We start from the raw sequence: 14977 nt of genomic DNA, 5'->3' as shown, positions 1-14977 counted from the left end.
AATAACATTAGGTAATTGATTTTCTGCTTTCTTTACTGTGTTATCAGTAACACCACCACTGCCGCTACCACCGCAAGCTGATAACAATGTCATTAGGGCAGCAGTAAAAACAGTGATAAATAGGGGGGGTTTATTTTGGTTTACATTATTCATTAGAGTCGAATATCCTTATTGTCTTAAAAAGCTCAAGCAACCCAGTAATCAATTATGGGGTAAACATTGCCGAGCCGACGTATTCCTTAGAGCCCCATTTTAAAACACAATTTCGTTACATTCAATTCACGATTTGATTTTTATCTGTTTTTAAGCTGATATGGTCGCTTTACTAGCTCGACATGAACTACGCGTACTCGTTTGGTGCAAACTGCTAGGCCGCTTGAGTAATCAAATTAAAAACCTTTAGCAGCTAAAAATGAGTCGACTCAATACAGCCTCTAATAAGATTGAAGTATTTATAAAAGCAAAATTTAAACCTTGTCTGAGCTAATACAAATATTGTTGTAACATCATGCAATTTGGTTGTTTTTAAGACCTTGCAATACCAGAGGAAGCCATATATGGGGCTATTTACATAATGTTCCAAAATATATCTATTGGCTATAACTTCATTGACTCAGTATCATAGATACTAAAAACTCTCCCTTACCAGCACATAATATAAATAATATCTTATTGTTAGCCTGTAAGGGCTAACAATAAGAAGTAAGCGCACTTATTAATTTATTTATACCATCACGGGTAATGTCTTTGTGCGTTACAAAACGCATGCCTTGATAGCCAGGTGTAATAATGATCCCCTGCTTTTTTAGTTGTTCGCTTATGCTCTGAATATCCAGTTGTTCATCAATATCAACAAACACAATATTAGTTTGAACAGGGTAGGCTTGCGTACTAAAACCGGGCAGCAAGTCTAATTGATGAGCAAGGTATTGTGCATTATCATGATCTTCAACTAAGCGGCTAACATTATGTGTTAACACGTATTGCCCTGGCGCAGCCAAAATACCAGCTTGACGCATACCGCCACCTAACATTTTACGTAAACGCCGTGCTTTTTTAATAAAAGCATTGCTTCCCAGTAATAACGACCCGACTGGTGCCCCTAACCCTTTTGAAAGGCAAATAGTCATAGAATCAAAATGCTGGCTAATTTCTTTAATATCTACATTTAATGCAACAGCGGCGTTATACACTCGCGCACCATCTAGATGCAGCGCTAATTGATGTTTTATAGCAAAAGAGCGTGCCAGCGCTAAATACTGTAAGCTCAGTACTTTTCCACCGATGGTATTTTCTAAGCTCAAAAGCTTTGTACGTGCAAAATGGCTATCATCAGGTTTAATGGCTTTTTCTAGTTTTTTTAAACACAGGCTACCATCAGCTTCGTTTTCTATTGGCTGTGGCTGCACTGAGCCAAGCACGGCAGCACCACCAGCTTCGTAACGGTAGTTATGCGCGTTTTGACCGCACAAATACTCATCACCGCGCTCGCAATGGCTTAGAATCGCCAACAAGTTTGCCTGTGTACCAGAGCTAACAAATATACTCGCTTCAAAACCGTGGCGCACAGCAGCCCAATGCTCTAGTTCATTTACACTGGGGTCATCCCCATAAACATCATCACCGACTTGGGCATTGCTCATGAGTAAACGTATTTGCTGACAAGGCTGCGTGACGGTATCTGAACGAAAATCTATCATCTCGCATTACTCCTATCGTTGGTGTTTATAAACAACGCCATTTTTCATTACAAAAGAGACATTAGACAGTGCTGTAATATCATTTTCAGGGTTTGCTTTTAACGCAATAATATCAGCGTACTTGCCCACTTCTAAAGACCCTAAATTAGTCTCCTGACCAAGTAACTTAGCAGCATTACGTGTTGCACTAACCAGCACTTGCTTTGGCGTCATACCGTAGTTGACCATCAATTGTGCTTCTTTGGCATTATCACCATGGCGTGACACGCCAGAGTCAGTACCAAACGCAATATTTACATTATTCTGTAATGCGCTGCGAAACGCGTTCTCCATAAGAGGGGCTACTTTTCGCACTTTATCTGCAACGGCCTTCGGCATGTTTGGATTATTTAACACCTCTTTTGAAACTGTGTGGCCAGCCAACAGCGTTGGCACTAAATAAGTACCGTGCTTTTTAAACAGCACGATTGACTCTTCATTCAAATACGAGCCATGTTCAATTGAGTCTACACCCGCACGAATAGCAGCATTAACACCTTGTGTACCATGCGCATGTGCCGCGACTTTGCGACCAAGATTATGCGCAGTTTGAACAATCGCGGTAAGTTCATCATTAGTTAGCTGTTGATTTACACCTGCAGCCGTATTGCTCAATACCCCACCGGTTGCCGTGATCTTAATAACATCAGCGCCATATTTAATTACTTCACGAACAGCGCGTTGACAATCGTCAGCGCCATCACAAATACCCAGGCTGGTATTCATTGTTTCAATAACATTGCGTCTATAACCGTGCATATCCGCATGCCCACCGGTTGCTGAAATAGCATTACCTGATGCGAATATGCGTGGCCCAGCTATTGTTTGTTTTTCTATTGCTCGTTTAAGTGGGAATATAACTTGATAATTAGCGCCTAAATCTCTGACTGATGTAAAACCTGCATCCAGTGTTTTTTGCAAATAAGGGATTGCTTTTAGCGCGTAGTCGGCGTCATCTTGCGTAAGCCAAGCATGCGGATTTGTCTTTGTATCTCGCTCAAATGTCATATGCACATGCATATCTATCATGCCTGGCATCACATAATATGCTTTTAGGTCATAAGTTTTAACACCCTCAAGCCCCAACTTTTCAACAGACTGGTAGCCACTATAAATAGCAGACACGCGACCATTTTCGAGTACTAAAGTTTGCTCGGTTAGCGCATCGGCTTCTGGTTTAATACGTACTTTTCCAGCATGAATAACACCATCAACCTGCGCTAATGCAGCAAAGTGAACAAATACCGCTCCAAAAAATACAGCGATCCTCTTTGTTTTTTTCATTATTTTTCTCCATATCAACGATATGATATCAATACCACATTATTCTCTGTGACTGACTCAATTTGCGGTCAATCAACACCACGCTCTGTTCTTTTTTACCTTTTACCCTCATAATCACGCTCCATTGCGACATAAGTCTCGTAGCCGCTCAATAAACATCTGCGCAGCTATACCTAATCGGTCGCCATCTTGAAAGACTAAAAATAGTGAACTGGTACGAATTGCGCTATAAGTCAAAGGCAAGCGCACCAGCTTGGCGCTTTCTAGCTCGCTCGTAATTGCGCTCAATGGCAACCAAGCAAACCCTAGACCCTGTGAAATCACATCTATTGAAGTGCGTAAGTGACTCACGGTCCAACGCTGTTCAGCTTCTAACCAACCTGAATCTGAGCGTTTATGATATGCAGAATCCCTGATCACTATTTGACGAAAAGACTTCAAATCCTCAAGTTCTAGCTGTCGATTAAGTTGCTGTAAAGGGTGAAAGGGGCTAGAAACCGCGACAAAGTCGATAGTGCATAACTGCTCACTCACTCCGTTTGCAAGACTGATAGGTGAAATGGCCACATCTGCTTGATTACTCTCTACCAATTCGTGCGCGCCGCTTAAAATGGACTCAAATAACTCAATGCGCAATAAAGGGTATGATTTAGATGTTGCTTCAAGTGCCTGATACAAAATATGTTTGTCAAAAACTTCATCAACTGCAATGCGCAACGATGCTTCCACGCCAGCACCAAGCGTGTGACCCACAGCTTCCACTTTTTGAGCTTCATCTAACAGGTAGTTAGCACGTCTGAGTAACATTTCACCAGAGTCTGTTAACTTCGTTTTTCTGCCTTCTACATAAAATACTTTAACCCCTAACAGCTGCTCAATTTTACTCACAGCAGTGTGAATGCTCGACTGACTCTTGTGTATGTGCTCGGCCGCTTGGTTAAACCCACCATGCTCGGCCACCATACGAAACATTCGCCATTGTTCTAGTGTAATTCTTAGCATGCTGTTGCACTTTCCCATGATTATCTTGTAGATACGCATTTAGTAAAACATATCGATGTCAGTGGGTGAATATTTTTCTGGCTATATTAAAGTTAAAAAACACTTTACCTCAACTTAGCTTGAGCTTTTACGCTTTAAGCACTTTCAAAGGAGTACTTATGCGTAACACACTTATTTTATTTTCAAGCGCCAACGAGAATGGCAATACTTTTAAACTGACTAACCAAGTTATGAACAATTTAGCCAACGAACAAGTTAAGTTTTTCCATATTGATAAACTTAATTTCGCAGATTATAACTATAATAATCAATATAGTTATGATGATTTCTATCGCATTGTAGAAGCATTGAATTGGGCAGATAACATCATTTTTGCCTCTCCAGTGTACTGGTACAGCGTAAGTGCCAATATGAAACGCTTAATTGATCGAATGACAGAGCTAACTGAAAACCCCACAATTAAACCCATAGGTAAAGCGCTCAAAGGTAAGCGTGGTTACGTATTGACCACCTCAGCAAGCGAACAAGTGTGTGATGTGTTTGCCCGTTTTTTTAGTCAGCTTTATAGTTATTTTGATATAAAATACAGTGAGTTATTACACGCCTCATGTCGTGAGGAATTTACCTTAAAAGAAGAAGAATTTAGACAGTTCATCCACAGCATTAACCGTGCGCCAGCTACCTAATGTAAATAACCTCAGCTCTGGATAAGTGAATTTGCCCAATAAAGCTATTTTTCTCACTCTCGGCGTTGCTTTCATTTGTAATAGCCAGCTATTACTGCATAAAAGCGCCTTGATATTGAAAAAAATATCATCATTGGATTGTACGTAATATTTGTTTACAACAATATTTTCTATTTCAAAACCCTTATCCAAACCTGAGGTTAAACAGCCACTTTAGTATTAGCAAAGTGGCTTTTTTGTTCACCCCTCAATATGGCGCTGACACTGTAATTTATATTTTCGTCGCACTTCATCTACTAAACGATAGCGAGAGCTACGCTGGCGTTCATGAGGAGCAAACATTGAACTGGCACCATCGAGTAAGTTAACAGCATGAGTCAGTGCTTCAACTTTACTTTCATCTAGCTCACCTTGAGCGGTCAATTCATTAATTTGCGCAATTGCTAACTCTTTAGCTGCAATATCTTCCGGCAAACCCGAGCGGGTACACAAGCCATACGTGCCAGATAAAAAGTGTGTCCACTCGGTTTTAATATGGTCAGAGAGTTTTTCATTCAATTTTGCATCTATGCTGCGATAGCCTTGTGCTTGTAAAGCTTCTATGGTTTGTTTATATCTATGACTGAACACACGGTAGATTGACTCTTGATCATCTAAAGCCTGCACTATCCCTAACCAATTAACATACCCTTTAGCATAATATTCATAATCACTATGCTGCTGGTGATGACCAAAAAACGACTCACAATGTACATCAAGGTTTAAATGATAAGATGCTTGAGGCACAACGCCCTGCTGTTGGTAGTGACGCAGGGTTTGTTCACTGACCTGTGCCAATGATAATAATTGCGATAGCGTAATAAAGTGGTTGTTTAGATAATCTAATAACTGCAATGTTATTTCCTTTTTAATTCACAATAAATAAAAAAATCCCTCGCCCCTTGACCTCAAGCTAACTTGAGCTTTTAAAGTTAACTTAACTCAGTAACACATACTTATAAATGAGTATTTACCAAATAATGAAGCAAAGGTTTAATAGCAAAAGCGATTAAATCACAAATTTATACAAAGAAAAAATAGGAGATACCCATGCGCTTAGAACACCTCAATTTAGTGATTACAAATATGGAAAAATCATTGCACTTTTATCAGGCCGCATTTCCTCATTGGCATGTACGTAGTCAAGGACATGGCCAGTGGTACGGCAAAGCAAGACATTGGTTACATTTTGGCGATGACTATAACTATATTGCCTTTAGCGACCACGGCGAAGGAGAAAACCGGATATTAACAGGACACCAAACAGGGCTTGGTCATTTTGCATTTGAGGTTAATAACCTAAGTGCCCTAATTCAAAGAATGGAAAACTCAGGCTATGCCGTTGACAAAGGTAGCAGTGATAATCTACATCGCAGAAATGCCTACTTTATAGACCCCGATGGTTTTGAAGTTGAGTTTGTTCAATACCATAGCGATTTGCCAAAAGAGCGTAATAATGATGATTAACACCAAACGGGCCACACTGTAACAGCAATGCGGCCTTCACTTTGTTAACAATGATCAGCCAAGCTTCAAGCGCTCAACTTAGAGGAGCCCGGCAAAATTGCGATATCTTACTTTAATATAATTAAACTGCTTAATTATGAAATTTTATTTTTATGATTGAATTACAACATTAGGTTGCGGCTCACGTGAAGCACTACCAAACCGTCTAATCATTTTTGCTATTGGCCGCTCAAAGCAGCAAAAAGAGATATAAGCCACCAGTAAACTCAAACTCAGTGATAAGATCAGCTTAAATTCAATCGCTATTTCCCACTCGTTGACCACCAAAATAATGGGCATATGCAATAAGTACAGTGAATATGAAATTTTACCAACAAAATCTCCTAACTTGTTAGCAAGCAAGATATTGTTGTTAGGCACTAAAAACACTACACAAAAAAATACAGCACTCATCACCAATAAAACTTCATAGCTAAGCCACATCCTATTTTTAGCGTCTGATGTGACTGGCGTAAACTCTGGATACATAAGTGGAATTAAACCTAAAGAAAGAACAAACCAATGTTTTTTAAGATAATCTGGAATTTTTGCTGATTTATAATGCATACCAAACACCACCCCAACAAAGAAAAACGGTAAGGTTCTTAATATGCTAAATAAGTTATATGGAATACCATTAAAATCACCTGAAATTCTAGGGAAATTAGTAAAAAACAGTAACATCATCACTGCAACAACGCCGACATAAATATATCCAGCTCTTGCATTTGACAATGACCAAAAAATTACAAAAATTAAATAGAACTGAATTTCTGGTGGAATTGACCAAAGTACACTCCCACCATACACAAATAATAAATGGCCTAATAACGTATTAAAATCCGGTATGTTATAAAGCACATCCATTTCAGCTATAGTAAAAAAGTATGAGCAAAAAACAACAAGTAAATACAGAGGCAATACGCGCGCACCTCTGGCTATAAAGTAATGCTTAATATGTTCTTTAGTAAACTTTTTATCTAAATAAAGATGGGACATTAAAAAGCCACTTAACATGAAAAATAACATCACACCATATGCGCCACTGCCGCCACCTAAAGCACCATCAAGCCAATTAGTAATATCACTAAAGTGAGTGAAAAAAACGATTAATGCAGCAAGCGCCCTAAGTGTGTTTAACTTCCTGATTTGCATAAACTGCTATGTTCCCTTTTTATTTTTTGTCATGACAGTATTTATAAAAGCATCAAAATAAGGCCAACAATGACGATTCAAAGTGGCCTGTTTTGTATTTAAAAGCAATTCAACTTATCCGAGCACCGCTATTGATCCCAAACCCCATGCTCACTTTGCCCCTGAATATTCACCCGTTTGACATTAAACTCAGGCTCTTTGCCCAATTTTCGCTGCGCATTATAATCATTGTTTACGGCAATAATGGTCGGTGTTAATAACACAATAGCGAAAATATTTACTAGAGTCATTAAACCAAGCGCCATATCAGCTAAGCTCCATACTTCTTTTAACGTGGCAGTTGCACCCCATAACATCATGCCCAAATACATCGCAGTATAAATACTTCGCCCAAGTTTGTTATCTAATTTAAACAAGTGCAAATTACTCTCAGCATAAGCAAAATTGGCAACGACAGAGGTAAATGCAAACAAAGTAATTGCAGCAGCAACAAAATAAACACCACCTTGCGCTAAATGCGCTGTCATCGCATTTTGAGTAAGGCGTATGCCTTGCATTTCACCACTAATGTCAACATCAGCGAGTAGAATAACCACAGCAGTACAACTGCACAGCACAATGGTGTCAAAAAACACGCCTAGCATTTGAATATACCCTTGCGTTACAGGGTGATTTGGCACTGGACTGGCAGCCCCTGAGGCGTGAGGTACACTACCAGCACCCGCTTCATTTGAGTATAACCCGCGCTGAATGCCATTTTTAATCGCTGCTCCCATAGCACCAGCACCCGCCTCTTGTAAGCCAAAAGCTGAGAGTAAAATGTCTTTGATCATTGCAGGTACTTCACTAAAGTTAATCAGCGTTATTATCACTGCGACAGAAACAAATACAATGCCCATAATAGGCACTACTCGCTCAGCAAATCGGGCTATGGCTTTAAAACCACCGAGTATGATAGAGCCCGCCAACACAGTGATAACAATACCTGAGTAAAGCGGTGGAATATCAAATGCAAAAGATAATGCATCAGTAATAGTATTGGTTTGCATAGCACTGAAACTAAATCCATAACCCAAAAACAAGCAAACAGCAAAAACAATGGCTAACCAGCGCTTATTTAAACCCATTTGAATGTAATAAGCAGGCCCGCCACGAAACTCTCCAGCGCTATCTCGCACTTTGTAAACTTGACCAAGTACGCTCTCAGCAAAGCCAGTTGCCATGCCAAGCACTGCAATCACCCACATCCAAAAAATAGCCCCACTGCCCCCAAGTGAGATAGCCACTGCAACACCCGCTAAATTACCTGTGCCAACACGTGCTGAAAGCCCTGTACACAATGCTTGAAAGGAACTAATTTCTTCTTTATTAGCTTTGCTACTGCCTTTTAGCAAAGTAAACATATGCGTAAACTGGCGCACTTGAATACAGCCTAATCGCGCCGAAAACCACACACCTGCAAACAGTAAAATATAAATCAGTAATTGGCCTTCTCCCCACAAAAGGCCATTAATGCTAGCAATCACTTCATTTACCATGCAGAACTCCTGTTATGCACCTTTTTAGATGCATTATTATTATATATTTTGCAAATGCACACCTGCGAGCATACAGCGAATAGAGCCACCTGCAGACTCTAAAGTAGGAATGCTCATCGGCAATAAACGGGCTGAGCTTTCAATTATGTTTTTTTGTTCCATCGTGAGCGCATCACACGCCGTATGAGATAACGCTAATACTCGCCCATGTTTACCCTGTAACTCTATTGCATTGCCACAAAACTGTGCAATTTGACTATTTGAGAGCACAATCACTTCCTTTTTATGTTGAGCAAAGCACTCTAATAAAGATGCCTGCTGCTCTTTTGGCACCATATCTAAGCCAATCATCACAAAGTTGCTTGCCACACACATCAAGACATTAGTGTGATATACCGCCATACCTTGTTCATCAAACGCTTTAAATATATGAGCTTGATAACCCAATTGCTTGCATACTTTCACCACTAACTTAGCACATGTGCGCTTTGACTCAACGGCATAGACAATTTTGTGATAATGATCCATCACCATAGAGCCCGTACCTTCTAAAAACAAATCATCACGCGTTAAATCACTAAAGTCCGTCAGCTTACTCACTCTATAGTGCTGCTTTAAAAATTCTATTATATCGTTACGTCGCTCTGCTCGACGATTGGGTGCATACATAGGATACGTTAGCAACTGACCATCACCATGTGTAGAAAACCAATTGTTAGGAAACACCGAGTCTGGCGTTAACTTAGTTTCATCCTCAAATAAATGTACGATTACGCCCGCATCAGTTAGCAATTTGGCCACACCGCTGACTTCTTGATAAGCCTTTATACAACTATTTTGGCTCTCAGCAGCAACTTGATACGCATTATCTTGCATTGTTTGTGGATTAGATACAAAGTGATGGGGTCGGATCATCACCACAGCATTCGGCGTTTGTGATTGCCTCATACTGCCCCCATCCTAACGATTACCTGTTTGGTACAAGCCAAAGGTACAGCTTGTTTAAATGTAAAAAAGAACGCCCGCATTGCGCCTCCAAAGGTGTTGTCATAATTTAAACTCTACTATAACGAGCAAAAAGAACAGTTAAAATGCCAAAGCTATAAGCAATTAGCACTATTATTTATCATTTTGTATAGCCATACATTGCAAAATGCCAACATCTTGGTACTTTAAATGGGTTCGTTGTTTAAATGTGGGAGTTTTAAATGCAGCCTTATCTGTATGACTCATTAGATAAAGCGCTTATCGCAGCACTTAGAAAAGATGGTCGAGCATCTATATCTGCATTAGCACAATTGCTTAATATATCTCGTGGTACAGTACAAAATCGTTTAGATAGGCTACAAAGCTGTGGCGCTATATTAGGGTTCACCGTAAGGGTTCATGAACAAATAGACAGTGACTGCGTGCACGCCATTATGATGATAGAGGTCGTAGGCCAGTCAACCTCCCAAGTCATCCAAAAATTAAAAGGCATACCTGAACTGGTTAGAATACATACAACTAATGGCGCGTGGGATTTAGTAGCAGAAATAAAAGCAGCTAATTTGAGCGCATTTGATAGCGTACTAAAAGAGGTCCGAGCAATACACGGTATTCTCAACAGCGAAACCAGCATTAAGCTTTCTTCAATTTAAGCTAATGAGGAAGATCTGTATACTTTTTATAAATAGCCTCGATTTCTTGATTTACTATCATAATGGTTAAAGCATCATCTAATTGTTTTTTCAAATCAACCAAATGCGGCTGTAATCGCATGGCGACGTTGGTAGTCTCAATCGTGTATGCATCATTAAACTGCCCATAAGCTGGGTTATTGGCAATATAATAATGTGCCGTATCTTGACCTATTAAAATATAGTCTAAACGACCATAAGCCAACTGGCCTAACAGCTCTTTTTCAGAAACATTATCGTATACAAGTAACTTATCCTCACCAAAGTGTCGTTCAAAAGTGCCATACCGATACCCTCTTACACGACCAACGACACTTCCGTAAGCCTGATTTATAACCTCTAACTTATTGCTGTGATTAGCTAATAAAATTTCCACCGACTTAGCATAGTCAATGGTATAAACACCCGGCACTTTTTGTTCTGCGCGCCACTGCCAATTAACTCCGGGTTCAATATCTACTTGACCTGAGTCAAAAAAACGTTGCCCACGCGCCACTGATGTGGCTATAAACTCAAACTCATGACCAGTTAGCTGCGAAAGCCGGGCAAAAATATCCGCAAATATACCAACAACCTGCTGATTATCTCTAAAACTGTAAGGTGGATTAGCACCGTGATACACCAACACGGTATACTTTTGACCAAAAGCGGAAAACGCAATTAACGCAATACATATAAGCCATAGTTTCATAGCAGCTCACTTAACCCTATATTACCTATAAGTTAGTTATAGCATTTTGTTTGACTTTTAACCGCCCCGCTTAAAGTCATTGTGTTTTATTGTTCAGATTTAAGTTGTTGAGCATATTTTGCTACCACTAATAAATTAGCAATAAACCATAAATCTTTAATCACAAATTGCCCAAGGCCTGCCAATAGAGTCTGTGAGCTAAATGCTCCTTCGGCACTAAATAAAAACGTTTGTGTCATTACAAATACCGAAGCACAGCCGAATATGGCCAGCAGTATTATATTGCGTTGCTTAAACCAAAGGCCTAACCCGAGTAAAGCAGCAAAAGCTAGGTCAAAAATACCGATAATATTTGACGCCTGTTGCACCGAAAATACTTCATAAAGCCATGACATAAATGGCGAGGTGCTCACCAGTGATACAATGCCCTTCGCTTCAAACTCAAAAAACTTGAGCCCGCCAATCCATAATAACACCATCGCCACGGGAAAATAGTTTAGCCAAGCTAATTGCTTAATAGAAAATCGTGTTGAAAAAAATACACTCGCTAAAAGAGGAAAAAGTGCTGCATATTTTATAATGCCTTGTCCAGAACCAAGAATTGGAAAGCCGCCCAAATCTTGAATATATCGACTAGGGCTAGTAAGCGTCAGCAAAAAAACAGCTGCAAGAACGGCAAATATAACTGCACCTAGATGCTTAAACTGAGGTTTATCGATAAATACAAGTACCGCAGCAAGCATCATTACAATACCAATCAGTAAGCCCAGCGTAACACCACTCATCATGCTATCTATATGATAAAAAACAAGTAGTAAATCCATCCCCTTGGGATTACCATTGAGTGCAAACGACAAACCCAACAGGCCCAGACTGACAGCTAAGCACACTTTTATTGCTAGATTTACATACTTATTAAACATTAATTTATTCTCTTTATACACAATAGTGAACAGTTGACCGTTCAAAGCAAAGTTTTACTTCAAATATAGTTTGATTCAAACTTCGAGAAAGTACCAAGGTCTATAAGGATACGCTTTTGAATTAAGCAGACTGTGTTGAGTTGATATAAGCGGCGCTGATGTGCGCCGCTTATATTAAACTTAAGGCGTGTTTAACTTAAATTAACTTGATAGGTAGGTGGCTGATTGAGTTGCTTACCAAGTCCTCTCAGCCCAAGCCACCAAATCAATGCCAGTACTGCCATTGCCGCCAACCAAACGCTAGCGAACATAGGTTGCTTTGCAAAGTTGGCTAGCTGATAAATACTGGTTGATAGAATGTAGGCCAATGAGGTGGTCCAACCAATTACCAACCACATCCAGCGCGTGCCAGATTCTCGTTTTACCGCGCCTAGCACCGCCACGCATGGGGTATATAACAAAATTAGTACTAGATAACTAAATGCACCCAACTGGCCATTAAACTGACTGGCCATTTGCGTTAATAATGCATTACTGTTTGCATCTTGTTCATCCAATGCGCCAAGGCCTAGAGGGTCGCCAAGGCTACCTAATAAATCAATGAAGTTGCTTGGTATAGTAGCGAACGCTTCAATTGTTGAATCAACTAATGAGTATTCACTTTGCAGCTCACCTTGGCCAATATAAAGCGCATCAAGGGTGCCTACAATCGCTTCTTTGGCAAACAATCCTGTCACAATACCCACCGTGGCAGGCCAGTTGTCTTCTTCTATACCCAGAGGCTTAAATGCAGGTGTGACTACTTGCGCTGTTTTAGCAAGTAATGAACGTTCAGTATTTTCATTGCCAAAGCTGCCATCAGTCCCTATTGAATTAAGCATACTCAATAGCACAACGACCATCACGATAGTTTTACCTGCACGCAACGTAAAGCCTTTAAGGCGGTGCCATGTTGTGAGCCAAATATTGCGCCATACAGGTAAATGATAAGCTGGCATTTCAGTATAAGATGGGGTTTTTTCACCGGTAAATACCAGTTTTCTAAAAATAAAACCACTGGCAACAGCTACCACAATCCCCAATAGATATAATGCAAATACTACATTAGCACCATTGGTTGGGAAAAATGCAGCAGCAAATAACGCATAAACAGTTAAACGCGCACCACATGACATAAAGGGTGCCATAATAATGGTGAGTAAACGGTCCGACTCACGGTTCATAGTTCGCGCTGACATCACCGCAGGGACGTTGCAACCAAATCCAACAATTAAAGGCACAAATGCATTACCCGGCAAACCAATAGATGACATGAGTCGGTCAATAACAAATGCAGCCCGAGATAAATAACCACTATCTTCGAGTAATGATAAACACAAATACAATATGCCAATCACGGGAATAAAGGTGGCCACCAACTGTACACCTGCACCAAACCCATCAGCTAGAATAACACCGAGCCAATTAGGTGCATTAATGGCAGCTAACCCTTCTTTAACGCCATCGATTAATAATGCACCAACAAAAATATCAAAAAAGTCGATAAAAACCGCGCCAAAATTTACCGCTATGGTAAACATCAAGTACATCATTGCCAAAAAAATAGGCACACCTAAAAAGCGGTTAAGTACTATTTTATCTAACGAGTCGGTTATGTCTGAGCGCTGTGGTGAAATAACATTCACTCCATGAGTAAGGCCACGCACCTTTTTATATCGCTCTGTGGTAACTGCCACTAAATCCGTATTTTTTACATTCGACTTATTAACTGTTTTTTTACTGCTAGTGCTTTGCGCTAAAGCAATAGACAACGCTGATTTAAGTGCATCGGTACCTTTACCTGTTGAGCCCACCATCTCAATTACAGACAAACCTAAACGCTCACTGAGCAATTTAACGTCGAGTGTTTTACCGCGCTGCGTTGCCACATCAACCATGTTAGCAACAACAAGCATGGGTGTGCCCAGCTCTTGCAGTTGAGTCGTTAACATCAAGTTACGCTCAAGATTTGCCGAATCAACAATATTAATGATTAAGTCAGCATTGTTTTGATGCAAAAAGTCGATGGCAATTTGCTCATCCTGCCCTGCTTCTATTTGTTCAAGACTATATAAACCCGGTAAATCAATGAGTTCAATTTCTTGGCTTTTACCTGTATTTGATAAAGTAAAGTGACCAATTTTTTGCTCTACCGTAACACCTGGCCAATTACCGACCTTTTGCTTGGAGGATGTAAGACGATTAAAGAGAGTTGTTTTACCACAGTTAGGGTTTCCTACTAATGCAATCTTCATTGAGGCCCCTAAAGTTTTACGGTTAAAGAAATTAAACTCGCGTCGGTTTTTCTAACGCTCACTAATGTATCGCCCACTTTGACTTGCAATGGGCAACCCATAGGCGCAACGTTCATTAGCTCAATTGACTCCCCTGGTACTAAGCCAAGGGCCATGATGCGGCTCGATAGCGCAAAATCTTGATGATGCAAAGCTTCAATCACCGCTTTTTGTCGCGGCTTTAATTCATTTAAAGTCATAAATTAAACACTTATTGCAATTGGCAATAATTACCATTCCTATTTTGATGCATAATAACTCACTCCAGTGCCTAATGAAAGTGTATGACTTCACTCTCGCAAAAAGCGCAATTAATAGCGCTGGCCGATAGGGGCTTAACTTTTAGATTTATAACAAGATTTGCACGTAATTCATCAGCTTTTTATGAAAACATTAATACCC

At 40.0% G+C, this 14977-nt stretch carries 14 protein-coding genes; 3 read left to right on the top strand and 11 right to left on the bottom strand.

The window, feature by feature from the left end; all coding sequences use genetic code 11:
- Nucleotides 1–689: 689 nt before the first annotated feature.
- From ltaE to SANK73390_RS17440, 3 genes are all read right to left on the bottom strand, one after another.
- Entirely contained in the window at nucleotides 690–1700 is a 1011-nt protein-coding gene (gene ltaE / locus SANK73390_RS17450; protein ID WP_462767714.1) for a low-specificity L-threonine aldolase, read from the bottom strand.
- A 12-nt stretch (nucleotides 1701–1712) separates the two neighbouring features.
- A complete protein-coding gene (locus tag SANK73390_RS17445; RefSeq protein ID WP_462767713.1) occupies nucleotides 1713–3023 on the bottom strand; it encodes a metal-dependent hydrolase family protein in 1311 nt (436 codons plus the stop codon).
- Between the two features lie 114 nt (nucleotides 3024–3137).
- Entirely contained in the window at nucleotides 3138–4025 is an 888-nt protein-coding gene (locus tag SANK73390_RS17440; protein WP_462767712.1) for a LysR family transcriptional regulator, read from the bottom strand.
- 158 nt (nucleotides 4026–4183) lie between these two features.
- Here SANK73390_RS17440 and SANK73390_RS17435 point away from each other — a divergent pair, with 158 nt between their 5' ends.
- On the top strand, nucleotides 4184–4711 hold the full coding sequence (locus SANK73390_RS17435) for a flavodoxin family protein (RefSeq protein ID WP_462767711.1): 528 nt from the start codon (nucleotides 4184–4186) through the stop codon (nucleotides 4709–4711).
- A 240-nt stretch (nucleotides 4712–4951) separates the two neighbouring features.
- On the opposite strand, the gene SANK73390_RS17430 is transcribed toward SANK73390_RS17435, so the two are convergent.
- Nucleotides 4952–5605, bottom strand: a complete 654-nt coding sequence (locus SANK73390_RS17430; protein WP_462767710.1) for a DUF6058 family natural product biosynthesis protein — start codon at nucleotides 5603–5605, stop codon at nucleotides 4952–4954.
- A 195-nt stretch (nucleotides 5606–5800) separates the two neighbouring features.
- Here SANK73390_RS17430 and SANK73390_RS17425 point away from each other — a divergent pair, with 195 nt between their 5' ends.
- Nucleotides 5801–6217, top strand: a complete 417-nt coding sequence (locus tag SANK73390_RS17425) for a VOC family protein (RefSeq protein WP_462767709.1) — start codon at nucleotides 5801–5803, stop codon at nucleotides 6215–6217.
- Nucleotides 6218–6367: 150 nt separating this feature from the next.
- Here the strand turns inward: SANK73390_RS17425 and SANK73390_RS17420 are convergent, their stop codons facing one another.
- The 3 genes from SANK73390_RS17420 to ctlX form a co-directional block, all read right to left on the bottom strand.
- Complete coding sequence (locus SANK73390_RS17420) at nucleotides 6368–7411, bottom strand: acyltransferase family protein (RefSeq protein ID WP_462767708.1); 1044 nt, start codon at nucleotides 7409–7411, stop codon at nucleotides 6368–6370.
- Nucleotides 7412–7539: 128 nt separating this feature from the next.
- Nucleotides 7540–8949, bottom strand: coding sequence for an alanine/glycine:cation symporter family protein (locus SANK73390_RS17415; protein WP_462767707.1), 1410 nt, complete (start codon nucleotides 8947–8949; stop codon nucleotides 7540–7542).
- A 39-nt stretch (nucleotides 8950–8988) separates the two neighbouring features.
- Nucleotides 8989–9897 (bottom strand): citrulline utilization hydrolase CtlX, encoded by a 909-nt coding sequence (gene ctlX / locus SANK73390_RS17410; protein ID WP_462767706.1) that lies wholly within the window; start codon nucleotides 9895–9897, stop codon nucleotides 8989–8991.
- A 260-nt stretch (nucleotides 9898–10157) separates the two neighbouring features.
- On the opposite strand from ctlX, the gene SANK73390_RS17405 reads away from it, so the two are divergent.
- Nucleotides 10158–10589: an Lrp/AsnC family transcriptional regulator gene (locus tag SANK73390_RS17405; protein ID WP_462767705.1), complete on the top strand. Its 432-nt coding sequence runs from the start codon at nucleotides 10158–10160 to the stop codon at nucleotides 10587–10589.
- Nucleotide 10590: 1 nt separating this feature from the next.
- Here the strand turns inward: SANK73390_RS17405 and SANK73390_RS17400 are convergent, their stop codons facing one another.
- From SANK73390_RS17400 to SANK73390_RS17385, 4 genes are all read right to left on the bottom strand, one after another.
- On the bottom strand, nucleotides 10591–11319 hold the full coding sequence (locus SANK73390_RS17400; RefSeq protein ID WP_462767704.1) for a substrate-binding periplasmic protein: 729 nt from the start codon (nucleotides 11317–11319) through the stop codon (nucleotides 10591–10593).
- Between the two features lie 86 nt (nucleotides 11320–11405).
- Nucleotides 11406–12242, bottom strand: coding sequence for a DUF417 family protein (locus tag SANK73390_RS17395; protein WP_462767703.1), 837 nt, complete (start codon nucleotides 12240–12242; stop codon nucleotides 11406–11408).
- A 191-nt stretch (nucleotides 12243–12433) separates the two neighbouring features.
- Entirely contained in the window at nucleotides 12434–14536 is a 2103-nt protein-coding gene (feoB, locus tag SANK73390_RS17390) for a ferrous iron transport protein B (protein ID WP_462767702.1), read from the bottom strand.
- An 8-nt stretch (nucleotides 14537–14544) separates the two neighbouring features.
- Nucleotides 14545–14775 (bottom strand): FeoA family protein, encoded by a 231-nt coding sequence (locus SANK73390_RS17385; RefSeq protein WP_462767701.1) that lies wholly within the window; start codon nucleotides 14773–14775, stop codon nucleotides 14545–14547.
- Nucleotides 14776–14977: the final 202 nt, after the last annotated feature.

This window comes from Pseudoalteromonas sp. SANK 73390 (assembly GCF_054966645.1).
The sequence above is the reverse complement of the archived record's forward strand: the minus strand, read 5'-3'. Positions and strand labels throughout refer to the sequence as shown.

Bases quoted from the DNA above. Each gene is read 5' to 3' on its own strand.
- ltaE (WP_462767714.1), bottom strand. From the start codon at position 1,700: ATGATAGATTTTCGTTCAGATACCGTCACGCAGCCTTGTCAGCAAATA.
- SANK73390_RS17445 (WP_462767713.1), bottom strand. From the start codon at position 3,023: ATGAAAAAAACAAAGAGGATCGCTGTATTTTTTGGAGCGGTATTTGTT.
- SANK73390_RS17440 (WP_462767712.1), bottom strand. From the start codon at position 4,025: ATGCTAAGAATTACACTAGAACAATGGCGAATGTTTCGTATGGTGGCC.
- SANK73390_RS17435 (WP_462767711.1), top strand. From the start codon at position 4,184: ATGCGTAACACACTTATTTTATTTTCAAGCGCCAACGAGAATGGCAAT.
- SANK73390_RS17425 (WP_462767709.1), top strand. From the start codon at position 5,801: ATGCGCTTAGAACACCTCAATTTAGTGATTACAAATATGGAAAAATCA.
- SANK73390_RS17420 (WP_462767708.1), bottom strand. From the start codon at position 7,411: ATGCAAATCAGGAAGTTAAACACACTTAGGGCGCTTGCTGCATTAATC.
- SANK73390_RS17415 (WP_462767707.1), bottom strand. From the start codon at position 8,949: ATGGTAAATGAAGTGATTGCTAGCATTAATGGCCTTTTGTGGGGAGAA.
- ctlX (WP_462767706.1), bottom strand. From the start codon at position 9,897: ATGAGGCAATCACAAACGCCGAATGCTGTGGTGATGATCCGACCCCAT.
- SANK73390_RS17405 (WP_462767705.1), top strand. From the start codon at position 10,158: ATGCAGCCTTATCTGTATGACTCATTAGATAAAGCGCTTATCGCAGCA.
- SANK73390_RS17400 (WP_462767704.1), bottom strand. From the start codon at position 11,319: ATGAAACTATGGCTTATATGTATTGCGTTAATTGCGTTTTCCGCTTTT.
- SANK73390_RS17395 (WP_462767703.1), bottom strand. From the start codon at position 12,242: ATGTTTAATAAGTATGTAAATCTAGCAATAAAAGTGTGCTTAGCTGTC.
- feoB (WP_462767702.1), bottom strand. From the start codon at position 14,536: ATGAAGATTGCATTAGTAGGAAACCCTAACTGTGGTAAAACAACTCTC.
- SANK73390_RS17385 (WP_462767701.1), bottom strand. From the start codon at position 14,775: ATGACTTTAAATGAATTAAAGCCGCGACAAAAAGCGGTGATTGAAGCT.